The organism is Izhakiella australiensis, from assembly GCF_002006995.1.
Taxonomy (GTDB): domain Bacteria; phylum Pseudomonadota; class Gammaproteobacteria; order Enterobacterales; family Enterobacteriaceae; genus Izhakiella; species Izhakiella australiensis.
On record NZ_MRUL01000004.1, the window covers coordinates 82,846 to 105,330 of the forward strand.

Genomic DNA, 22,485 nt, shown 5'->3' on the forward strand with positions numbered 1-22,485 from the left:
CGGCGGGATGCCGGGGCATCCCGCCGCCGTCCGTTACCAGGCGGGAACCGGATCGGGGTAATGCAACCATTGCTCCGGTCCGGCAGCCATTTCCTCTGGCGTCAACAAAGCATTATCCAGCGCCGCACGCAGCCTGTCCTGCGGCATAAGATGGCCGATAAAGACTAACTCCTGGCGCGCATCACCGACATCCGGCTGCCAGTTGCTGCGGATAAAAGCCAGCGTCTCCTCATCCTGCGGCCAGCGTTCGCGCGGCACGCTGGCCCACCATAAGCCGCCCAGCCCCTGCCGGGCCATACCGCCGGCCTGCGACCAGCTACCGGCGTACACCGGCCGGCTTGCCAGCCAGAAATAGCCTTTGGAGCGCACTACGCCCGCCAGATCCTGCCCCATCACCGCCCAGAAACGCTGCGGATGAAACGGCCGCCGGGCGCGATAGACGAAGTGGCTGATGCCATACTCTTCGGTTTCTGCTACCTCTTCACCGCGCAACGTTTGCAACCAGCCGGGCGCCTGCGCCGCCTGGTCAAAGTCAAACAGTCCGGTATTCAGAACCCGTTCTAACGGCAGGATGCCAAAGTGGGTCGGCTCAATACGCGCCCGGGGATTCAGCGTACGTAAAATGGCAATCAGATTATCCAGCTCCGCCTCGCTGATTAAGTCGGTTTTATTCACCACCAGCACGTCGCAGAACTCGATTTGCTCGATCAGCAAATCAACGACCGAACGCTGGTCCTGCTCTCCCAGCGATTCGCCGCGAGACTGCAGGCTTTCCGCCTTGTGATAATCACGTAAAAAGTTGAACCCGTCGACCACGGTTACCAGCGTATCAAGCCGGGCAACCTCGTTGAGGCTGGCGCCGGAGTCATCGGTGAAGGTGAAGGTTTCCGCCACCGGCAGCGGTTCTGAAATACCCGTAGATTCGATTACCAGCTGATCGAAGCGCCCTTCCTCAGCCAGCGCCTTTACTTCAAGCAGCAGATCTTCGCGCAGAGTACAGCAGATGCAGCCGTTGCTCATTTCGACCAGTCTTTCATCGGTTCGCGACAGCGCCGCGCCCCCTTCCCGCACCAGCGCTGCGTCAATATTCACCTCCGACATATCATTGACGATAACCGCAATGCGCCTCGCCTCGCGGCTATTGAGGATATGATTTAATAGCGTGGTCTTACCCGCGCCAAGGAATCCTGACAGTACGGTAACCGGCAGGCGCTTATCATTATCAGTAACGGATACTGGATGTGGCATAACGTCTCCTCTTTACAAGTGTTGTTATGTTATAACATAACAACACTTGCAGCAAGCTTCAGATAAGACGCATCAAAAATCAACCAACAATCAATGAGACTTAATTAGTAAAATAAAAAGCACGCAGTGTTTAGTTTATTAATTACTTATAATTCCGTGCTTTTTAACTCAGTAAAATAAAAAATAAAATTAGAAATAAAATGAACCATTGTGTTATTAATTAATTCTCTGCGAAATAACCCCGACATTGAGGCACAGATGGCAATAACAATAAGACCCATCCGGCAAGGTTATCGCTGACAACGCGTTCTTTCAGGATTACCGGGAATACAATATGAAAAAAAACTTTCTTGCAAAAGTGGTCGCGGGCACCCTCGCGCTCTCTGCAGTGGGCGCGGCCCAGGCCGAAATCACCGTCATTAAGCAGGACCGTTCTCAGGACGACCTGCTCAGTCGACTTAATTTTACCGTAGGGGGTAGCATTCGCCCGCAAATAAACAGTATGACGGGCGACAAAGATAAAGGCTCTTATAAGAATAATGTATTTGATGGCGGCACTCGCTTTCGTTTTGCCAGCGATTATTATTTATTTGACGACATCAGTTGGATAAATTATTACGAGCTTGGCGTTAATATCCCGGCATTATTCAACTGGGATGCTCACTACGCAGCCGGCGCAAGAAATACCTCCCGCCGCATGCTGTATACCGGCTTGAAAAGCGCTACCTATGGCATTCTGACCTTCGGTCAGCAAAACAGCGTTTATTATGACGTCGTTGGCGCTAAAACCGATATCTGGGATTACGATATGGTCGCGCAGGGGCCGGGTAACGGTATTAACGGCGACTATGACGGCTCCTACCGTTCGCGCAAAATGCTCAAATACACCAATCGCTTTGGCGATGTGGACCTCTACGCCTCTTATCTGTTTGCCGATAATGATTACTTACCGGGCAACGGTTTACGCTATAAGCGTCAGGGCGGCGGATCGCTGGGTGTGAATTATCATATAACCAAAGATTTAAGCTGGGGCAGCGCATGGAACTACACCCGTGCAGATATGCGTAATCCGGCAAACGGCGATGGCAAAAGCTATGACCAGAACATCGTCGGTACAGCCCTAAGCTGGGCGCCAGATAACTGGACCTTTGCCGTTGGCGGCGGCTGGTATCAAAATTTTCTTACCAGCAAAAAAACCGACGTGCATAACTATTTTGCCGGAGATGCCTGGGGCATCGAGTATTTCGCCGGCTATAAATTTCCGATCAACCAGTATGCCGTCAAGTCCATTCAGCCCTACTTTATGGGCGACCGCCTGGAGTACGTTAACGATCGCAACTATCAGCGCATTGATAACGGTCTGGGCATTAGCTTCCAGTTCGATTATGGCTTCCGCCTCGACTACGAACATGTCTTCACCTCATCAACCGACGATTTGGGCGATATGAACCTGATCCGTCTGCGCTACGATTTCTAATCCTGTTGCGCCCGGCGATCCTGCCGGGCGTAGTTATCCACGCGCCAGCTTTCCCAACGCCTCCTCAGCTGCGTTCTGTCGATGTCGATTTTTTCATTCAGCGGGGTAACGCCGCATATCCGGTCGGCGCGAAAATGTCGGAAATCTCCTCGCGTTTCGCACCATGCGATCAGCAGGCAATGACGTTCGTCGTAGCCTAACACCAGCGGCCAGACGATCCTGTCGGTAATATCGCCGCTGGCGGCGCAATATTGCAGCCGCAGCTTATTGTTAGCACGGATTGCCGCTCTGATTAGCCGCGTATCGGGTTTGTCATCCCCGGTTTCTCCCGGCTTTAGCGCCACAGCGGACTGATTAAGGTAAGCGTTAAGGCGCGCCGGAATGGCCGCGGCGATTTTTGCCAGCACGTCGCTGGCATTATGGGCAAGGGTGGCATCCGGCAATCTGCGCACCAGCTCAACGCCCAGAAATACCGCTTCCAGTTCCTCTGCGCTAAACATCAGCGGCGGCATGTCGTAATCGGCGCTGAGGACATAGCCCAGCCCGGCCTCGCCTTCAATCGGAACCCTTTGTCCGACCAGATCGGCGATATCCCGGTAAACCGTCCGCGTTGATACCTCAAGCTCCCCGGCCAGCCGCGCGGCGGTTACCGGAAGCCTGGCGCGTCTTAGTATCTGGATTATCTGAAACAAGCGATCGGCACGGCGCATTTTTTTAATCCTGCTGCCACCACGCTGTCAGTCAGCCTGAGTAAGCTGGCAACATTGATAGCGAATAAGGAGCGGTTATGACGTTTACATCGGTACGTATTATTACGCAGAACATCGGCGAGGTTGTCCAGTTTTACCAGCTGGTTACCGGGCGTGAGGCTGACTGGTTAACACCACTATTTGCCGAAATTGTTACGCCAGCGGCAACCATTGCCATTGGCAGCGTGGAAACGGTCGCGCTATTTAAGCCGGGAAGCGCTGAGCCAGCCTCGAATCGTTCCGTTATCCTCGAGTTTATGGTTGACGATACCGATCGGGAGTTTACTCGCTTAAAACATCTTGTTGAGCTGGTTCATCAGCCAAAAGATATGCCATGGGGCAACCGGACGGTGCAATTTCGCGATCCTGACGGAACGCTGGTTTCACTCTATACGCCGGTAACCGAGGCGGCAAAGCAGCGCTTCGCGCAGAGATGCAAGTAATACGCTTCGCGCTCGCAGCGTAAAACCACGCGGCGCCGGCGCATAAGCGGATAACGCGGACGTTCGCATTCGCCTGACGCCCGCGCTTTTCTGGCTTGCGCCCGCGGCTTAGTTGTGGAATGGCGCCTTAGCAAGCAGTATGTTGTCGATCATCTCCAGTACGCCATCCTGATTGTTATGACCGGCGTCCAGACGACCCGGCCTGCGCATGTTATCCGCGGCGTTCGCCATCACAAAACCCCTGCCCACCTTATCCAGCATTTCATGGTCATTGCCCCCGTCGCCAAAGGCAACCATTTCGTCATCAGCAATTCCCCACTGCTGCTGTAAAATGCGTAAGCCATTGGCTTTGTGGATACCGGGAATAATCATATCTGCCGAACCGTGTCCGCTGGATACCGGCGTCAGCATCCCGTCCATTTCCTCGCTGATGTGCAGCATAAAGCTATCAAACCGGTCGTCATCAATATTAAGGGCAAATTTAAACACGGTATCTTTAATTTCACTCAGATTATCAATTACCTGCAATCGGTGATAAAACCGCGACATGCTGTTAAAAAAGCCTTCATTCAGCGGCCGACGTATATAAGCACTCTGGAAACCGCAGATAATGGTTTTGATAAAATCGTAGCGGTCCAGCACCGCCAGACATTTTTCCCACTCCTGCCGCCCCAGTTCGGCAACGAACAGCGGCTGCTGCCGATCGACGACACAGGCGCCGTTTTCAGCAACGAAAGCAATTTCTGCGTGGATATCAGGAAAAAAAGAGCGCAGCTGATAGTACTGATTACCGCTGGCAACAACAAAACGAATCCCCTGCTCTTGCATCTGCGCATACTGGCGGGCAAAGCGTTCAGTATCATAGGTTTTATTATCACGCAAAAAGGTGCCGTCCATATCCACCGCAATCAGTTTAACGCTCACGTCGGTGCTCCTTACTGGTTGGATTTACTGCCCAAAGCATAGCGGCTGAGGGGGGAAAAGTCCTCTTCCAAAACCAGCTGTTTGCCCGGCTGGCAGCCGATGCTGACATCCGGGCGCATACTTAACCTCCGCCGATCATGAGTGCTTAATTGTCGCTTCTACGGTCTGCTGCCATGGCGTGGTTGGCCGGCCGATAAGCGTGCTTAGGGTATGACTGTCGTCAAATAAGCCTTGCTGAGAAGCCCCCACATCAGAATCTGCCAGCATTGCGGCCAGACCATCCGGCAGACCCGCGCCTTTTAGCAACGCGGTAAAATCGGCCTCGCTCAGGTTCTGATAGCTTACGGACTTGCCGCTGCTGGCGGCTATCTGCGCGGCAAACTCGGTCAGGGTATAGGCGCTGTCCCCTGCCAGCTCGTAAATCTTGCCTGCCTGATCTTCTTTCACCAGCACCGCGGCGGCGGCTTCGGCGTAATCCTGACGCGCCGCAGAAGCGATTCGACCTTCTCCTGCCGCGCCGGCAAACACACCGTGCGCAATCGCTGGTGCGATGCTGGCGGCGTAGTTTTCACTGTACCAGCCATTGCGCAGGATAACGAAAGGAATGCCTGACGCTTGTAACGCCGCTTCGGTTGCACGGTGTTCAACGCCAAGGCCGAGCGGAGAACGGTCGGCATGCAGCAGGCTGGTATAGGCAATCAGCTTTACCCCGGCACGGCGCGCGGCGTCGATCACCGCCTGATGCTGCGCCTCCCTCTGGCCGACTTCGCTGGAGGAGATAAGCAACAGTTTTTCCACGCCGGCAAACGCCCCACTGAGGGTTGCCGGCTGCGCGTAATCTGCCTGACGCACCTGCAGGCCGCGCGCGGCCAGATCGGCGGCTTTTTCCGGCGAGCGTACCGCAGCAACAATATCTTTCGCGGCGACGCTTTTCAGCAGCGTATCAATGACCTGGCGACCCAGCTGGCCGGTTGCACCCGTTATAGCAATCATCATTAACCTCTTTAAATTAACGTTGGCGGGCGGCGTAAAATTAACACCGCGCTTTTCACCAGAACAGCTTAAGCGCTATACTTACAAAAAGTAATTACTTACTGAAATGTTAGTGTCAGGAAAATAAATTATTTATGACTAAGCTATTGAATGAAAGGCTAAAAAAAGGTGAGTTACTTAACGTCGATTGCCCATCGCGTGAGGTTCTGAAACGGCTCACCGGGCGCTGGAGCCTGCTGGTGCTGATTGCTCTCAGAGATGAAACCCTGCGCTTTAGCGCCCTGCGGCGTCGCATTGGCGGCGTTAGCGAACGCATGCTGGCGCAAACGCTACGTTATATGGAAGAGGACGGTTTTATTAGCCGCATCGCTTACGATGTGGTGCCGCCGCACGTCGAATACCATCTGACTCCGCTCGGCTGCGAGGCCGAGGAGCGTATCGCCCTGCTGGCAGACTGGCTGGAAAATAATTTCAGCAGGATCATGGAAAAACGGCAGGCCAGTGCAGCAAGACCCGTGGTAAATAAACCGCTATAAATGAAAAGACCACTTTCAGCAGTGCGCTATGTCGATAACAGTGTTCCGGCCCTCTGAGGCGGGGACGGTTGATATTTTTTGTTAATTACAATTACAAAATCTTTTCAAAAATTGACATGAGACGTTATCCTGAGCGCCTTTTTATTAAGGATGGCAGACTTTACTCACGGATAATCCTCCAATGAAAAAGCGATTGACTAAAACCGCCCCGGGACCGCTGGCGCTGTTTTCCGCCTCACTAACTTGCATTTCGCTAACCGCCTACGCCGCTGAGCAACAGGCCAAAGATCCGCAACAGACCATGGTGGTCAGCGCCGCGCCAGGCGCCCCCTCCGAGCTGGATACCCCGGCCGCCATCAGCGCGGTTAGCGGCAATGAGATACGCCAGGCAACGCCGCGCATCAACCTGTCGGAAGGATTAGGCGCCGTGCCAGGTCTGCAAATCCAGAACCGTCAGAACTATGCCCAGGATTTGCAGCTTTCGGTTCGTGGCTTTGGGGCGCGCTCTTCCTTCGGGGTGCGCGGCGTGCGCATCTACGTTGACGGCATCCCGGCAACCATGCCGGATGGTCAGGGGCAGACTTCAAATATCGATCTTAACTCGGTTGATGAGGTTGACGTACTGCGCGGCCCGTTTTCGGCACTGTATGGCAACTCCGCTGGCGGTGTGGTGAATATCACCACCCAGAGCGGACACCAGCCGCCAACGCTTGAATACGGCAGCTATTACGGCAGCTACGGCAGCTGGCGCAACAGCGTTAAAGCCAGCGGCGCCGTCGGTGACGGCACCCACGCCGGCGACGTCAACTACCTGGTTTCCGCCAGCCGCTTTACCACCCACGGCTGGCGCGATCACAGCGCGGCGCAAAAAAATCTCGGCAACGCCAAACTGGGCGTACGCATTAATGACGTCAGCACCCTGACGCTGCTGTTTAACAGCGTTGATATTGATGCCCAGGACCCGGGCGGATTAACCCGCGACCAGTGGCGGCAGAATCCGCGCCAGGTGGTCCCGATCGTCACGCAGTACAATACGCGCAAAACCGTCAGCCAGACCCAGGGCGGATTGCGCTATCAGCGTCAGATGTCAGAAAATGACGACCTCAGTGTGATGCTGTATGCCGGCATCCGTGAAACCACCCAGTACCAGTCGATTCCCGTCAGCGCGCAGGCTAAGCCCGGCCATCCGGGCGGCGTCATCGATTTGACCCGCCATTATCAGGGAATTGACACCCGCTGGACCCACAGAGACGCCCTTGCCAGCGTGCCCGTCACCCTGACCGCCGGGCTGGATTATGAAACCATGACCGAGCGGCGCAAAGGCTATGAAAACTTCACCGTCAACAACGGCAGCTACAGCTATGGCGACCGGGGCAATATGCGTCGCAACGAGCGTAATCTGGTGTGGAATCTCGATCCTTACCTGCAAAGCAGCTGGCAGCTGACCGACCGGCTGACGCTGGACGCTGGTCTGCGCTACAGCACGGTAAACTTTGATTCCAACGATGACTATATTGTTGCCGGCAACGGTGATGACAGCTATAGCAGCAGCTTCCACCAGTGGCTGCCTGCCGGTTCGCTGAAGTACGCCGTCAGCGACGGCTGGAATCTTTATGCTTCTGCCGGACGCGGCGTTGAAACGCCAACCCTTAACGAACGCTCCTACAGCAGCAGCGGCGGCAATAACTTTGGCCTGAAACCTTCTACCAGCAATACTTACGAGCTGGGCAGCAAGACGCGCATCGGTTTCGGCCTGCTGAGCGCGGCGCTGTTTGAGACCGACAGTCAGAATGAAATTGTGTCGGATGGGAGTAGTGATGGACGCACAAGCTATAAAAATGCCGGTAAAACCCGCCGTCGCGGACTTGAAGTCGGTTTCGATCAGCAATTTGCCTGGGACTGGCGGTTAAAAATGGCCTGGACGCTGCTTGATGCCCGCTACCGCAGCAACGTGTGCAGCGATGGAGACTGTAACGGCAACCGCATTCCGGGTATTGCACGCAACATGGGCTACGTGGCGCTCGGCTATCAGCCGGAAAGCGGCTGGTACGCCGGGGCGGATCTGCGCTATATGAGCAATATCGCCGCGGATGATCAAAACAGCGTCAGCGCCCCCTCGTACACCACCGTCGGCTTAAACAGCGGCTATAAATTCCGCCGCGGTAACTGGCTGCTGGATGTGTTTGGCCGGGTAGACAACCTGTTTGACCGCAACTATATCGGCTCGGTGATCGTCAATGAAAGCAACGGACGCTATTACGAATCCGCGCCTGGCCGCAATTATGGCCTCGGCGCCACGCTGAGCTACGCCTTTAACTAACGCTCATCACCTGCCCCGACGTTCAGTCGGCGGCAGGTGGCGCACGGCGCTTTTAATCAAGGCTTTCTGCCGCTACTGACGCCCGATTAACAACGACAGCAGCCCGGCGGCAATCAGCGGCCCGACCGGCACGCCGCGAAATAGCGAAACGCCGATGATGGTGCCGATCAGTAGCCCACCCACCACCGTTGGCTGACTGCTCATCAGAGCAACGCCTCTTCCGCCTACCCAGGAAACAAAAATACCAATGGCGACCGCCAGCAATGATTTCCAGCTGAGAAGAGAGTGTATCAGGGTCGGTCCGGACAGGCTGCCACTGGCAAGCGGCGCCATTACGCCGATAGTCAGAATAATGATACCAAGAGTAACGCCCTGCTTCTCAATCCATGGAAATGCCTGGTTTAGCGGAGGAATAAGTCGCAGGACCAGTAAAAATATAATCGCCAGGGTAACGGTGGTGTTGTGGCTAAAAGCGCTGAGCGCAGCCAGCGCCAGCAGAATAAAAAACGACAAATCAAACATGATTCCATTCCATCAAAAACATCAGTAAGCAGGCAGTGGGCGCCTCAGGATAGCGCGTCAATAGCGGCTTGCAGGGTGATCTGCGGTGCGGTCAGCACCGAAAGCGTGGTGTTTATCCAGGCTGCCGCGCCCGCCATTGAAACCTGTGCCAGCACGATACAAGCCAGCGCGCCATCTGGCCGGGTCTGGATATAATTGGCAATAGCCTGATAGTAGCCCGGCAAATCACCGCGGTTAAATATTTCCCACGCGCCAGGCACCAGCTCGACGCTACATTTTCCGGCGGGCAGCCAGGCGTCAAACAGCGCTTTCGTCGGCGCCAGGGTTGAAGGCGCGCTGCAAAGCACCAGCACGTGACCATGATAGCGTGAGGCCTGCTTCGCCAGCGTTGCGTCTACTCGTAGCACCGGCTTAGCGTAGGTTCGCCCGCTGGCGCAGGCGACGCCAAGCGTGGTGCAGGTTACGATCACCGCATCGGCGGCGCTGCAAAGCTCATCAATCGAGTTATGCGTCGCTTCGGCTATCGCCGGGGTAATGGCATTCGCGTCTATTGCCAGCTGCAGCAGGTCGCTTTCAACGCGGTGTAATAACTCCACGTCCTCGTAATCCATAGCCTTAAGTGCCGCCTCATAAACCTCTATATTGCTACGAGCTGCGTGCAAGCAGGCGATGATGGTCATAACTCGGTCTCTCAGGATAGCGGTGGTTAATTAACTGTCGCAAAAATAGCCTGCGTTGCCAATTAAAAACGCAGGCCAGTAAGTTCAACGGACCCTTGGCCTTAACGCCATGCAGCCAGCGTCAGCCGTGCGCTCTCCGCCAGCACCGCGCGATTTGACGGCGCGGCTTTTTCCGGCTGGGTGAAATAGACCGTTAACACCAGCGGCTGGCGCTGCGGCGGCCATAGCAGCGCGGCGTCATTGGTGGTGCCATAATCCCCACTGCCGGTTTTATCGCCGACCTGCCAGCCGGAGGGTACACCGGCGGCAATCGACTGCTTACCGGTGGTATTACCCCGCAGCCAGCCAATCCATAGCTGCCGCTCGCGCGGCGGCAGGCCGCTGCCGAAGGCCAGCTTTTGCAGATCGCGCGCCATCGCCAGCGGCGTGGTGGTATCACGCTCGTCGCCGGGAATGGCGCTGTTGAGCGTGGGCTCCGTTCGGTCAAGACGGGTAACCTGGTCACCGAGCGCTCGCGCCTGGGCGGTGACGGCAGCCGGCCCGCCAACCAGTTTCAACATCAGGTTGGCGGCCAGGTTATCGCTGTACTGAATCATGGCCTGACACAGTTCGCTGACCGTCATGCCGCTATCCTGATGCTTCTCAGTCACCGGCATCCATGACAGCTTCTCCGATTTATCCCAGTGAATACGCCGTTCGAGCAGATCCGGCTGACGCAGGCTAAGGTTCAGCACCGCAGCAGCAAGCAGCGCCTTTGAGGTGCTACACATCGGAAAACGCTCGTTGCCGCGGTATTGCAGGCTGTGACCGCTGGCAGTATCGATCAGCGTCATTCCCAGCCGCCCGTTATGCTGCTTTTCCAGCGCCTCCAGCTGCTGATGAAGGTCGGAGCTTCCGCTGGCGCGGGCCAGTGGCGCTAACGCTGCCGTTACAGGCAACAGGCCGGCAGCGCAGAGAAAGCGGCGGCGCGTCAAATTAAGAGCCATAAATATCCTTGTCAGATGAAAAAGCCCGCGACCTCTGCCGCGGGCTGGTGATTACTGCGTCTCTTTCAAGCCGCGATTTATCAGCATCGGTTCGATTTGTGGATCGTGGCCGCGCCAGTTGTGATACAGCTTTTTCAGGTCTTCGCTATTGCCGCGCGAAAGGACTTTATCACGGAAGATTTGGCCGTTTTTATGCGTCAGGCCGCCGTGTTCGCTAAACCAGGTGTAGCCATCATCGGCCAGCATTTGCGTCCAGAGATAGGCGTAATAGCCAGCAGCGTAGCCACCCCCCCAGATATGCTGGAAATAGCTGGACCGGTAGCGCGGCGGCACTGCCGGAATATTAATAGCCTCTTCTGCCAGCGCCTGTTTTTCAAAGGCATCGGCATCCTGCGGCTGGTGCTGGTCATCGATGCTATGCCAGCGCATATCCAGCAGCGCCGCCGCTAACAGCTCGGTCATCTCATAGCCCTTATTAAAGCGGCTGGCGCTGAGTATTTTATCGTGCAGCGCTTTGGGCATCGGTTCACCGCTCTGCCAGTGACGCGCATAGTGGTTGAACACCTGCGGTTCGCTGGCCCAGTGCTCATTGAACTGCGAAGGAAACTCGACAAAATCGCGTGGGGTGTTGGTACCCGACAGGCTGGGATAGCGCTGGGTAGCGAACATACCGTGCAGCGCATGACCAAACTCGTGAAACAGCGTGATGACTTCATCCCAGCTGAGCAATACCGGCTGCCCGGCTGGCGCAGGCGGAATATTCGCCACGTTATAAATAACCGGCTTGCTATTCAGTAAGGTTGATTGCTCAACAAAGTTGCTCATCCATGCGCCGCCGCCTTTATTGTCGCGTTTAAACAAGTCGGCATAGAACAGGCCGAGCGGCGTGCCATCCTGGTCGAAAACTTCATAAACCCGCACATCCGGATGATAAACCGGAATGTCGTGTCGCTGTTTAAAAGTGATGCCGTACAGCTGGGTTGCGGCGTAAAAGACGCCGTTTTCCAGTACGTTATTTAATTCAAAATAGGGCCGGACCTGAGAATCATCCAGATGATAACGGGCCTGCTTAACCTGCGCGGCGTAATACTGCCAGTCCCAGGGAGCAAGGGTAAAACCGCCCTTCTGCTGGTCGATCCGCGCCTGAATATCGGCAGCTTCGCGCTTCACCCGCGCGCTGGCAGCAGGAACGATGTTACGCATAAACTGTAAGGCCGCCGCCGGGGTTTTCGCCATTTGGTCCTTCAGCCCCCATTCGGCATAGCTGGAGTAACCGAGTAATTTGGCCTGCTGCGCTCTGACGTCGGCCAACTCCAGTAAAATTTTGCGGGTATCATTGCCATCACTCTTTTCCGCCCGCTGCCAGCCGGCGTTAAATAGCGCCTCCCGCGTGCTGCGATCTTTTAACGTCTGCAGCATGGGCTGCTGAGTGGTGTTTTGCAGCGACAGCAGCCAGCCGTTGAGACCACGAGCCTTAGCCGCATCATGGGCGCTGGCGATTTCGCCCTCGCTCAGCCCATCCAGCGCCTGGCGATCGCTGACCAGCAGTCCGCCAGCTTTGCTGGCAGCCAACAGCCGGTTGGTAAAGCGGGTACTGAGGGTGGCCGCCTGCTGATTAAGCGCTTTCAGTCGCGCCTTTTGCTCATCGTTCAACGTGGCACCCGCCAGGCGAAACGCCTGCCAGGTTTCCTCCACCAGGCGCAGCGACTCAACATCGAGCTTTAGAGTTTGACGCTGCTGATAGACGGCATCAAGACGCTTAAACAGCCTGTCGTTAAGATAGATTTCGTCCTGCAGCGCGGCCAGTCGGGGCTGCATTTGTTCATCCAGCTGCTGCAGAGAATCGCTGGTATTGGCGGAAGTCATGGCGCTGAAGGGAAGAATGACCCGCGTCAACAGCTGACCGCTGCGCTCCAGCGCTTCATAGGTATTAGCGAAGGTCGGCGCGCTGCTGTTCTGCGCAATGTGAATAATCTCCGCGCGCTTTTCCTCAATGCCCTTATCCAGCGCCTGGCGGTAATCGCTCTCTTTAATGCGATCGAAAGGCGGCGCCTGAAAAGGCAGCGCGCTCGGCTGACTGAAAGGGTTTTGTTGCCAATCTTGCATGCTGTCGTTCTCCTTACTTTCTACCTGGACGCTGGTTAACGCCATCGCAAGCATTAATGTCACTGAAATACGCATCTCTCCCCGCTCTCCTGTTCTTCGCCTGAGGCCTTATCTTAGTCGTGTTTGCCGCCGTTCGGGACCTCAGAATAATAAAAGCGTCGGCCTAAGGCTCATCGTCTGGTTTTCCCGGCCCCGCATTCGACTCTGATTTAATAAAATCGATAAATGCACGCAGCGGCGGCGGCACCAGGCGACGGTCGGAATAATAGAGATACGGACCGGGAAAAGCCTGCCACCAGTTGGCCAACAGCGGCTCCAGTTCGCCGCTGTCAAAATAAGGCTGTAGCCACTCTTCAAATAAATAGATGACGCCAAGTCCGCTGACGGCTGCCGATACGGCAAGATCGACGGCAGTCCCGGCGCTATAGACCAGTGATCCCTGCGGCACAATGCGGCAGATTTCGCTGCCCTGCTGATATTGCCAGATCTCAGCCCCTCCTTTGCTAAAGCGCCCGCACAGGCAGTTGAGCCGCGGTAAATCCTGCGGATGCTGCGGACGCCCGTTGGCGTCAAGGTAGGACGGCGACGCCGCCGTGGCAAAGCGTTGTATTCTCGGTCCGACCGGCAGCGCGATCATATCCTGCTCAAGGCGTTCGCCATAGCGTATACCGGCATCACAGCCGGCGGCCAGCACATCAACCACATCGCTTTGCGCCACCACTTCGACGGTTACCCGCGGATAACGCTGGAGAAACGCGGGCAGTACGCGAGGAAGAAACAGCCGGGCGCTGTTTACCGGTACGTTCAGTCGCAGAGTCCCCGCCGCCTGCGCGCCGGTTAAACTCACCGTTGCCAGGGCGAGCTCCAAATCGGCAATGGCTGGCTCAATACGCGCCAGCAGCTGTTTGCCCTGCCAGGTCGGCAAAATACTGCGGGTGGTTCGGTGTAGCAGGCGCACGCCGAGACGCTCCTCCAGTCTGCGCACCGCATCACTGAGCCCGGAGGCGCTGACCTGCAGCTCGCGGGCCGCCTGACGAAAGCCGCCAGCACCCGCCACCCTGGCAAAAGCCTTGAGGTCACCCAGCTCGTCTTGCATTCTCTTCGCCAACGACATTCCTCCCGATGCATAGCTGATAGCCAGTATAAGTTTTCATTGTTCAACCTGACAGATGCACAGCCTGGCATTTTGTACGTTTTAATGAACAGCCTGTACGTTCACCGTGCGTATGCAGACTGTTATGCCACGGGTATGATGGCGCTCATTGGTTGAATCAGCCTTTATCCGCAGGAGGAAATATGAATAAAGTTTCGTCTTTGGCGCTGGTTACCGGCGCATCATCTGGCATTGGCTTACAGTTTGCGCGCCGACTGCTGAGCGAAGGTTATGATCTGATTGCCGTCGGGCGACGCAAAGAGCGCCTGGAATCGCTGGTCAGTGAATTTCCTCAGCGTTATATCCGACCGGTTGTCGCCGACCTCAGTACGCCAGAGGGGATAAATACCGTAACGCAGCTATGCCGCAGCGAGCCACTCACCTTGCTGGTGAATAACGCCGGGGTTGCCCATTATATGAGCTTTACCTCGTTGCCAGCTGAAAAAGCGCAAGAGCTGCTGCATGTCAAAGTTGTCGCGCCAACCATGCTGGCACAGGCTGCCATCGCAGGCATGACGGAGCGCAAACGCGGAACGGTTATCAACGTAGCGGGGATGTTGGCTTTTGGTGCTACAGCCCCACTCGGTCAGGCTCAAGGCCGCGCGGCATACGTGAGTTCCCTGAGCTATCTGCTGTCATTAACCCTGTCTCTGCATGAAGAGTTTAAAGGCGCCGGAATTAAGTTTCAGGTTCTCTGCCCGGGCATTGTTGCTACCGAGTTTCATCAGCGCCAGGGCATGGATTTAAGCGCCCTGCCGCGAATGTCTGCTGATGACGTGGTAAGCGCCAGCCTGCATGCCCTGGCGCTGGATGAAATTGTCTGCGCGCCCGGAGTCAATAATCCAGCGCTAATGACGGCGGCGTTACAGGCCAGTCTGGCGGCGTTTAACGGTCAGGCGCCACGGCTGGCCGATCGTTATCAATCGCCATCTTAAACGACTGCCGCAGAGGCCAGCGGCGATTAATGTCCGGGGACAGAGCAAAAGCGTCATGATAAGGTGAGGTATATCTCAAACTGAATAGCGCTGAGGATTAGCAGGATGATTGTATTTGTTACGGGAGCCACCGCCGGATTTGGTCTGAGCATCACCCGACGTTTCATCGCACAAGGCCACAAGGTTATCGCCGCCGGCCGCCGTCAGTCGCGGCTCGACGACCTTAAAAGTGAACTTGGCGCAAACCTACTGCCGCTGCAGCTTGATGTGCGTAACCGGGCAGGTATTGAGCAGGCGCTGGCGAGTCTGCCGCAACAGTGGCAGGCCATTGACATCCTGGTGAATAACGCCGGGCTGGCCCTTGGCGTCGAACCCGCCCATAAAGCCAGCATCGAAGACTGGGAGAATATGATAGACACCAACAACAAGGGACTGGTGTATATGACCCGCGCGCTGCTGCCTGGCATGGTCGAACGCAATCGCGGTCATATCATTAATATCGGTTCCACCGCCGGTAACTGGCCCTATCCGGGCGGCAACGTTTATGGCGCAACCAAAGCGTTTGTACGCCAGTTCAGCCTCAATCTGCGCACCGATCTACACGGTACTGCGCTGCGGGTAACCAATATCGAACCGGGGTTGGTTGGCGGCACTGAATTTTCCAACGTGCGCTATAAAGGCAACGATGCGAAAGCCAGCGACGTCTATGAAAATACCGAACCGATGACGGCCGAAGACGTCAGCGAAGCCGTGTGGTGGGTGGCAACGCTGCCCGCACACGTCAATATTAATACGCTGGAAATGATGCCGGTGGTGCAGACCACCGCTGGCATGAAAGTGCATAAAGGCTGATTTACGCCGGGAGCCGGCGCACGATGTTGCGCTGCCGCTCCCGGTTTATTTGCTGCCCCAGCCGCTAACGATAATCAGCATACCGCTTAACGCCACCATGCCGCCAAACCAGTCCCAATGGCTAAGCTTTACGCCATCCACCACCCGCAGCCAGATTAGCGCGGTCATCACGTACACTCCGCCGTACGCAGCGTAGACTCTGCCACTGGCCGCCGGATGAAGCGTCAGCAGCCAGACAAACAGCGCCAGACTGGTCGCCGCAGGCAATAATAACCAGCTGCTCCCGCCTTTTTTCAGCCACAGCCAGGGAAGAAAACAGCCGGTAATTTCCGCCAGTGCCGTGACAAAAAACAGCAGCGTGATTTTCACCATATCAGCAACCTCTCTTCTTCCTTAATCAATAGTCTGTAGCATTGGGCAATAAAGCACCTGATGATATACTATGCCGGATCTAAAAAAGGAATGAATGAGATGAATACTTCAGTTAAAACTTTTACGCCGGTTTTACTGCTGCTGACCCTGTTCGCCGGGGCGCTTCCTCTGAGCCAGCTGGCGCACGCTGACACTCAGCACATAATTCTGGACAGCAACGGCAATCCATTGAGCCGTGAGGAAGCCCGCGAACAAAAAGAGCAATGGGATGCAACGCGCAACCTGCGAAATAAAGTTAATCAACGGGTAGAAAAACAGTTCGATAAAGCGGCAAATGGCCTCGATAATCGCGATGCCTGTGAAAGCAGCCTTAACGTTAACGCCTATTGGGAACCGAATACGTTGCGCTGCCTTGACCGCCGCACCGGACGCCCGGTAACGCCCTGATCGTTGATTGAATGCTATAGTTAGCTCGGGCTTTCTGCAAAAGGATGAAAACGATGAAAAAGAGCAAGTGGATATTGACTGGCCTGTTAATGGCCGCCCCTCTGCTGGCGCAGGCTTCCTGCGAATCCGTAAAAGATGAGATAAACCAAAAAATTATCAAAAACGGCGTGCCGGAAAACGGCTTTACCCTTGAAGTGGTGCCAAATGACCAGGCAGACCAGGCCGGCGGCCAGGTCGTCGGACACTGCGAAAACGACACGCAGAAAATCGTCTATAAGCGCAACGGTAGCGAAAGCGACACCGGCGTTCCCGCTAACGCTGGCACCAGCCAGGATTCTCCCGCGCAATAACGCCTGAGGACGCTGATTACAGCGTCCTTTTTTTTACCCCTCGCTTTGGCGACGCGGCAGCATTCTGGCAGCCAGAACGCAGGCCAGCGCAAACAGCAAGGCGACGAAAAAGACCCCGTGTAACGAACCGGCTACCTGCTGTCTCAGCAATTGCAGGGCATCATCCGTCAGCAGCGCGCGCTGCGCTGGCGACATCATCTGCTGAACCGGATCGCGAAAATCTGGCAGGCGCTGCAAAAGATTATAATTCAGCACCGCGCCCATCACCGCCGTACCCAGCGCCGAGCCGAGCATACGGCTGAACATTACCGAGGCGGTACAGATGCCGCGAATGTGGTAGCTGGCGTCATTTTGTACCGCGACCAGAAAGGTGGTACTGGTAATGCCCATTCCGGTGCCAATCAGAAATGCCATTGCCGCCGCCGTCAGGATGCCGCTCTCGGCCTGTAACAACAGCAGCGCGCCGCAGCCAGCGATCAGTAGCAGGCTGCCGATAAGGGCGCTGATACGGTATGAAGTACGGGCGATAATACGCCCGCTGAGCGAGCTGGCCAGCGGCCAGCCGATGGACATCATCGCCAGCGCGCTGCCAGCCTGCAGCGGCGTCCCACCGTCAACACCCTGAATCCAGGTTGGCAGAAAAGCGCTGATGCCCATCATCGCCGCGCCGATAATCAGGTTGCCCAGGTTACCGGCAAGCTGGATGCGGCTGCGCCAGATTGCCAGCGGAAAAAGTGGCTCTTTTACCTGACGCTCGTGGTGGTACAGCAACCCGCCGCTGACAACAGCGACAGCCAGCAGCAGCACAACCCATGCTCCCAATCGCTCCGCTTGCAGCAAGGCGCCGATTAATGCCGTTACGGCGATCATCAGCAGCGCGCTGCCGGTAATATTAAGGCGGTGTTGATGCTTCTCTGCCGCTTCCGGAAGCCATCGTGCCAGCATTAGCATAGAAATAATGCCGATCGGCACGTTAACCCAAAAGATAACCGCCCAGTTGAAATGCAGCACTATCCAGGCGCCGGTCAGCGGCCCGGTGATTGCAGCAAAGCCCCAGACGCTGGATAACCACCCCTGAACGCCCGCCCGCTCTTGCGGACTGTAAACGTCGGCAACGATGGTTGATGCCAGCGGCATAATCGCCCCCGCGCCCAGCCCCTGAAAGGCGCGAAACAGGATAAGCCAGGTCATTGACGGTGCGAACCCACAAAGCACCGAGCCCAGTAAAAACAGCGAAGTGCCAAGGAAAAAAACTTTTTTCCGGCCCCAGATATCCGCCAGCCGTCCGTAAATCGGCACGCAGACGGCCTGAGTCAAAAGGTAGATTGAAAACACCCAGCCAAACTGAGAGAAACCGCCCAGCTCGGCAATAATGCTCGGCATTGCGGTCGCGACGATGGTGACCTCAATCGCGGCCATAAACATTGCCAGCATGGCTGCAATCAGGATAAGCGGGCGATGGGTGATTTGGTGCGCAATATTGTCCGTCATGGGGTTCCTTGTTCTCAGCCTGCGCTCAGGCTAGTCCATCAGTGTATCAGGCAATTTGCCATAAGTGCGGCATGTGTGACGTTGTCACTAACTTTTCGATGAATTTTTTTTATCGTCAGATTTCCTTATCTGGCGCTGAGTTACGCTGAATTTCACGCAAACTATCATGCTGATTTATGGCGTAAAGTTGGCAAATAACGTGGTCTGCTGCTATAGATTTATAGGCGATTAATACTCTGCGTGCTAATCAAATGCACAGGCAGAATCACGTTAACGCTCTTTACGGCGAATCCGGTTTTGGAAGGCATTAGCGAATTTTTCATGCCTTTTGTCGCTTCGCTACCTCACTTATAACAAGGGAAACATCGGCATCCTCATCCCCCGAGTTTCCTAAAACGGATGTCAGGGAGAGTCTTACCCATGCAAAACTCGACGCTCTGGAAGCGTACCATAATGGCGCTGCTGCTGATCGCTGTGGTGGTCGGTCTGCTGGTTGCGGGACTAGGTGCCGACACCCTCAAGAGCCGCCAGGTCGACCTGGTCTACCTTGGTAAACAACACTTACTTTTGGTGTTCTGGTCAATGCTGTTCGCACTGTTAGTCGGTATTCCCAGCGGGATTATTCTCAGCCGCCCCGCCGCCCGGCGCTGGGCTGAATACGTCATGCAGATTTTTAATATTGGCAATACCCTGCCGCCGCTGGCGGTTCTGGCGCTGGCGATGGTGGTTATCGGCATCGGCGACCGGCCTGCTATTGTCGCGCTTTTTCTGGCGTCATTATTGCCTATCGTGCGTAACACCTATGCCGGGCTGAGTGGCGTACCGCCCTCAATGATTGAAGCGGCGAACGGACTGGGCATGACTAAAATGCAGCGGCTGCGTCAGGTCGAACTGCCCAATGCCATGCCGGTTATCCTTTCCGGGGTGCGTATCGCGACGGCGATCAACGTGGGTACTGCGCCGCTGGCTTTCTTGATTGGCGCCAGCAGCTACGGTGAACTTATCTTTCCGGGTATTTATTTGAATGATTTCCCGACGCTGATTCTGGGTGCCGTCGCCACCGCGCTGTTTGCGTTAATTCTGGATATGTTGCTGGCGGGTCTTGGGCGTTTGCTCAGTCCGCACACGGCAGTATAAACAACAATAAGGAGACTGTGATGGCAACCCCTGTTTATATGAAACGCTGGCTGCGTAATACCGCGCTGGCGTTAAGCGCAACCCTGGCGCTAAGTACCTCGGCGCTGGCCGCCAAGCCTATCGTATTCGCCACCAAAAGCTTTACCGAGCAGCACATCCTTTCAGCCATGACCACCATGTATCTGCGTAAAAAAGGTTTTCAGATCGAACCGAAAACCAACATTGCGACCACTATTGGACGCAACGCAATGATTAATAAGCAGATTGACATGACGTGGGAATATACCGGCACCTCGCTGATTATTTTTAACCATATCAATAAGCCGATGTCGCCAAAAGAGGCCTACGAGACGGTAAAAAATCTCGACGCCAAACTGGGTCTGGTATGGCTTAACCCGGCGCCGATGAATAATACCTATGCTTTTGCCATGACGCGAAAACGCGCCGAGGAAGAGCATATTTCAACCATGTCACAGCTGGTAGCGAAAATTGAAGAGGTGCGCAAGAACGATCCCGATCATAACTGGTTGCTCGGCTTAGACCTGGAGTTTTCCGGACGTTCAGACGGCATGAAGCCGCTTCAGAAAGCCTACAATATGCCGCTCGACCGCCCGCAAATTCGCCAGATGGACCCCGGTCTGGTGTATAACGCGGTGCGCGATGGCTTTGTCGACGCAGGCCTGATCTACACCACCGATGGACGGGTTAAAGGCTTCGATTTAAAAGTGCTGGAGGATGATAAGCACTTTTTCCCCAGCTATGCCGTAACGCCGGTAGTGCGTAAAGAGGTCCTTGATTCGCATCCGGGACTGGCCGATGCCCTCAATCAGCTTTCACCGCTGATCACCGATGATGTCATTACTGAACTCAATAAACGCGTGGATATTGACCACCAATCACCGCAGCAGGTCGCTCGCGATTTTCTTAAATCTAAAGGCTTGCTCTAAGGGGGAACGATGGACACCATTCACTATATTATTGATAACTGGCAGTACCTGATGACGTTGACCGGTCAGCATTTGTGGCTGGTTGCGCTGGCCGTGGGCATGGCGATTATTATCGGCGTTCCCCTCGGCATTCTCATTGTGCGCTTTAAGTGGCTGGCTACGCCGGTGCTGGGTCTGGCAACCATCGTGCTGACCATCCCGTCTATCGCGCTGTTCGGCATTATGATCCCTGTCTTCTCGCTGATTGGTCAGGGTATCGGCGTGCTCCCTGCTATTACCGCGGTATTTCTTTATTCGCTGCTGCCGATCGTGCGCAATACCCATACGGCGCTGGAAAACCTGCCCGACGGGCTGCGCGAAGCCGGTCGCGGTATCGGTATGACCTTCTGGCAGCGTCTGCGCTGGGTTGAAATCCCCATGGCGCTGCCGGTTATTTTCGGCGGTATTCGTACCGCAGTGGTTATGAACGTTGGCGTAATGGCAATTGCGGCGGTTATCGGCGCAGGCGGCCTTGGCTTGCTGCTGCTTGATGGTATCAGCGGTAGCGACGTGCGCATGCTGATTTCCGGCGCGCTGATGATTTGTTTACTGGCAATTATTCTCGACTGGCTGCTGCATCGTCTGCAGCTGGCGTTGACTCCAAAGGGGATTCGATAATGATAAAACTGGAAAACCTCACCAAAACTTTTTCACAGAAAAATGGCAGCACTTTTAACGCCGTGGATAATGTCAGCCTCAACGTCCCTGAAGGTGAAATGTGTGTACTGCTCGGCCCTTCCGGCTGTGGCAAGACGACAACGCTGAAGATGATCAACCGTCTGATCCCCGCCACCAGTGGTAAGATTTACATTAACGGTGAAGACACCAGCGACCAGGATACGGTCACGCTGCGCCGCAACATCGGCTATGTTATTCAACAAATCGGTCTGTTCCCTAACATGACCATTGAAGAAAACATCATGGTGGTACCACGCATGCTGGGCTGGGAGAAACAGCGCTGCGTTGAGCGTGCCCGCGAGCTGATGAGCATGGTCGCCCTTGACCCCAAAAAATATATGCAACGCTACCCGCGTGAACTGTCCGGCGGCCAGCAGCAGCGTATTGGCGTAATCCGCGCGCTGGCGGCGGATCCGCCGGTGCTGCTGATGGATGAACCTTTCGGCGCCGTCGACCCGATTAACCGTGAAGTCATTCAGAATGAATTTCTGGATATGCAGCGCCAGCTCAAGAAAACGGTAATGCTGGTTAGCCACGATATTGATGAAGCACTGAAGCTCGGCGACCGCATCGCGGTCTTCGGCCAGGGAAAAATAGTGCAATGCGCCAGCCCTGACGAGCTGCTGGCTAAGCCGCGCAACGATTTTGTCGGCTCCTTCGTTGGTCAGGACCGTACCCTGAAGCGCCTGCTGCTGGTATCGGCTGGCGATGTCACCGATCAGCAGCCGACTATTACCGTGCGACGTTCAACGCCGCTTAACGAAGCCTTTGCCACTATGGATGATAATGACATGCGTTCCGTTACCGTAGTGGATGAAGAAGGTAAGCCGTTAGGCTTTGTTAAAAGGCGGGAAGCGCGTAATGCCGAGGGAACCTGCGCCGACCTGACCCACTCATTCAAAGTGACAGGCCGGGCAGAAGAGAACCTGCGCGTGGTGCTGTCTAAGCTTTATGAACACAACACCACCTGGATGCCGATCGTCGATGAAGACGGACGCTACAGCGGCGAGATTTCGCAGGATTACATCGCCGACTATCTCAGCTCAGGACGCACCCGCCGCCAGCTGGGCGTTTAAGGCCACGGACAGGGACGTCCCCCC

23 protein-coding genes are annotated in these 22,485 nt (G+C 55.5%); 12 read left to right on the forward strand and 11 right to left on the reverse strand.

Annotated elements, in window-relative coordinates; genetic code table 11:
- Window positions 1–33 precede the first annotated feature (33 nt).
- Window positions 34–1,248, reverse strand: coding sequence for a zinc metallochaperone GTPase ZigA (gene zigA / locus BTJ39_RS08175; RefSeq protein ID WP_078002189.1), 1,215 nt, complete (start codon window positions 1,246–1,248; stop codon window positions 34–36).
- Between the two features lie 334 nt (window positions 1,249–1,582).
- Between zigA and BTJ39_RS08180 the strand changes: the two genes are divergently transcribed.
- The gene (locus BTJ39_RS08180) at window positions 1,583–2,725 is read left to right on the forward strand and encodes a porin (protein ID WP_078002190.1); all 1,143 of its coding nucleotides are present in this window, start codon (window positions 1,583–1,585) and stop codon (window positions 2,723–2,725) included.
- Here BTJ39_RS08180 and BTJ39_RS08185 read toward each other — a convergent pair.
- Window positions 2,722–3,435, reverse strand: a complete 714-nt coding sequence (locus BTJ39_RS08185; protein ID WP_078002191.1) for a helix-turn-helix transcriptional regulator — start codon at window positions 3,433–3,435, stop codon at window positions 2,722–2,724. The genes BTJ39_RS08180 and BTJ39_RS08185 overlap by 4 nt on opposite strands.
- A 77-nt stretch (window positions 3,436–3,512) precedes the next feature.
- Between BTJ39_RS08185 and BTJ39_RS08190 the strand changes: the two genes are divergently transcribed.
- Window positions 3,513–3,917, forward strand: a complete 405-nt coding sequence (locus BTJ39_RS08190; protein WP_078002192.1) for a VOC family protein — start codon at window positions 3,513–3,515, stop codon at window positions 3,915–3,917.
- Between the two features lie 108 nt (window positions 3,918–4,025).
- On the opposite strand, the gene BTJ39_RS08195 is transcribed toward BTJ39_RS08190, so the two are convergent.
- Both BTJ39_RS08195 and BTJ39_RS08200 read right to left on the reverse strand, forming a co-directional pair.
- Window positions 4,026–4,841: a Cof-type HAD-IIB family hydrolase gene (locus BTJ39_RS08195; RefSeq protein WP_078002193.1), complete on the reverse strand. Its 816-nt coding sequence runs from the start codon at window positions 4,839–4,841 to the stop codon at window positions 4,026–4,028.
- Between the two features lie 135 nt (window positions 4,842–4,976).
- The gene (locus BTJ39_RS08200; RefSeq protein ID WP_078002194.1) at window positions 4,977–5,834 is read right to left on the reverse strand and encodes an SDR family oxidoreductase; all 858 of its coding nucleotides are present in this window, start codon (window positions 5,832–5,834) and stop codon (window positions 4,977–4,979) included.
- 134 nt (window positions 5,835–5,968) lie between these two features.
- On the opposite strand from BTJ39_RS08200, the gene BTJ39_RS08205 reads away from it, so the two are divergent.
- Entirely contained in the window at window positions 5,969–6,370 is a 402-nt protein-coding gene (locus tag BTJ39_RS08205; RefSeq protein WP_078002195.1) for a winged helix-turn-helix transcriptional regulator, read from the forward strand.
- A gap of 181 nt (window positions 6,371–6,551) precedes the next feature.
- Window positions 6,552–8,690, forward strand: a complete 2,139-nt coding sequence (gene pqqU, locus BTJ39_RS08210; protein ID WP_078002196.1) for a TonB-dependent receptor PqqU — start codon at window positions 6,552–6,554, stop codon at window positions 8,688–8,690.
- A gap of 72 nt (window positions 8,691–8,762) precedes the next feature.
- Here the strand turns inward: pqqU and BTJ39_RS08215 are convergent, their stop codons facing one another.
- The 5 genes from BTJ39_RS08215 to BTJ39_RS08235 all read right to left on the reverse strand — a co-directional run bounded on the left by BTJ39_RS08215 (window position 8,763) and on the right by BTJ39_RS08235 (window position 14,092).
- The gene (locus BTJ39_RS08215) at window positions 8,763–9,212 is read right to left on the reverse strand and encodes a DUF441 domain-containing protein (RefSeq protein WP_078002197.1); all 450 of its coding nucleotides are present in this window, start codon (window positions 9,210–9,212) and stop codon (window positions 8,763–8,765) included.
- Window positions 9,213–9,256: 44 nt separating this feature from the next.
- Window positions 9,257–9,892: a hypothetical protein gene (locus BTJ39_RS08220; protein WP_078002198.1), complete on the reverse strand. Its 636-nt coding sequence runs from the start codon at window positions 9,890–9,892 to the stop codon at window positions 9,257–9,259.
- 101 nt (window positions 9,893–9,993) lie between these two features.
- On the reverse strand, window positions 9,994–10,878 hold the full coding sequence (gene bla, locus BTJ39_RS08225; RefSeq protein ID WP_078002199.1) for a class A beta-lactamase: 885 nt from the start codon (window positions 10,876–10,878) through the stop codon (window positions 9,994–9,996).
- Window positions 10,879–10,929: 51 nt separating this feature from the next.
- Window positions 10,930–13,059, reverse strand: a complete 2,130-nt coding sequence (gene dcp, locus BTJ39_RS08230) for a peptidyl-dipeptidase Dcp (protein WP_078002200.1) — start codon at window positions 13,057–13,059, stop codon at window positions 10,930–10,932.
- A gap of 88 nt (window positions 13,060–13,147) precedes the next feature.
- On the reverse strand, window positions 13,148–14,092 hold the full coding sequence (locus BTJ39_RS08235; RefSeq protein WP_338418159.1) for a LysR family transcriptional regulator: 945 nt from the start codon (window positions 14,090–14,092) through the stop codon (window positions 13,148–13,150).
- 188 nt (window positions 14,093–14,280) lie between these two features.
- Here BTJ39_RS08235 and BTJ39_RS08240 point away from each other — a divergent pair, with 188 nt between their 5' ends.
- Window positions 14,281–15,072 (forward strand): SDR family NAD(P)-dependent oxidoreductase, encoded by a 792-nt coding sequence (locus BTJ39_RS08240; protein WP_078002202.1) that lies wholly within the window; start codon window positions 14,281–14,283, stop codon window positions 15,070–15,072.
- Between the two features lie 105 nt (window positions 15,073–15,177).
- A complete protein-coding gene (ydfG, locus tag BTJ39_RS08245) occupies window positions 15,178–15,924 on the forward strand; it encodes a bifunctional NADP-dependent 3-hydroxy acid dehydrogenase/3-hydroxypropionate dehydrogenase YdfG (RefSeq protein ID WP_078002203.1) in 747 nt (248 codons plus the stop codon).
- Between the two features lie 45 nt (window positions 15,925–15,969).
- Here the strand turns inward: ydfG and BTJ39_RS08250 are convergent, their stop codons facing one another.
- Window positions 15,970–16,296 carry a YnfA family protein gene (locus BTJ39_RS08250; protein ID WP_078002204.1) on the reverse strand — a complete coding sequence of 109 codons (327 nt, stop codon included), beginning with the start codon at window positions 16,294–16,296 and terminating at the stop codon, window positions 15,970–15,972.
- A 99-nt stretch (window positions 16,297–16,395) separates the two neighbouring features.
- Here BTJ39_RS08250 and BTJ39_RS08255 point away from each other — a divergent pair, with 99 nt between their 5' ends.
- Both BTJ39_RS08255 and BTJ39_RS08260 read left to right on the forward strand, forming a co-directional pair.
- Window positions 16,396–16,743, forward strand: a complete 348-nt coding sequence (locus BTJ39_RS08255; protein ID WP_241825888.1) for a DUF1283 family protein — start codon at window positions 16,396–16,398, stop codon at window positions 16,741–16,743.
- Between the two features lie 53 nt (window positions 16,744–16,796).
- Window positions 16,797–17,093, forward strand: coding sequence for a DUF1161 domain-containing protein (locus BTJ39_RS08260; protein ID WP_078002206.1), 297 nt, complete (start codon window positions 16,797–16,799; stop codon window positions 17,091–17,093).
- A 33-nt stretch (window positions 17,094–17,126) separates the two neighbouring features.
- On the opposite strand, the gene BTJ39_RS08265 is transcribed toward BTJ39_RS08260, so the two are convergent.
- Complete coding sequence (locus BTJ39_RS08265) at window positions 17,127–18,584, reverse strand: MDR family MFS transporter (RefSeq protein ID WP_078002207.1); 1,458 nt, start codon at window positions 18,582–18,584, stop codon at window positions 17,127–17,129.
- A 420-nt stretch (window positions 18,585–19,004) separates the two neighbouring features.
- On the opposite strand from BTJ39_RS08265, the gene BTJ39_RS08270 reads away from it, so the two are divergent.
- The 4 genes from BTJ39_RS08270 to osmV are packed head-to-tail and all read left to right on the forward strand — an operon-like array spanning window position 19,005 to window position 22,461.
- Window positions 19,005–19,721, forward strand: coding sequence for an ABC transporter permease (locus BTJ39_RS08270; RefSeq protein ID WP_078002208.1), 717 nt, complete (start codon window positions 19,005–19,007; stop codon window positions 19,719–19,721).
- A 38-nt stretch (window positions 19,722–19,759) separates the two neighbouring features.
- Window positions 19,760–20,668 carry a glycine betaine ABC transporter substrate-binding protein gene (locus BTJ39_RS08275; RefSeq protein WP_176110278.1) on the forward strand — a complete coding sequence of 303 codons (909 nt, stop codon included), beginning with the start codon at window positions 19,760–19,762 and terminating at the stop codon, window positions 20,666–20,668.
- A 9-nt stretch (window positions 20,669–20,677) separates the two neighbouring features.
- Entirely contained in the window at window positions 20,678–21,325 is a 648-nt protein-coding gene (gene osmW, locus BTJ39_RS08280; RefSeq protein ID WP_078002210.1) for an osmoprotectant ABC transporter permease OsmW, read from the forward strand.
- On the forward strand, window positions 21,325–22,461 hold the full coding sequence (gene osmV, locus BTJ39_RS08285; RefSeq protein ID WP_078002211.1) for an osmoprotectant ABC transporter ATP-binding protein OsmV: 1,137 nt from the start codon (window positions 21,325–21,327) through the stop codon (window positions 22,459–22,461). Before osmW ends, osmV begins: the two co-directional genes overlap by 1 nt.
- The last annotated feature ends 24 nt before the right edge of the window (window positions 22,462–22,485 follow it).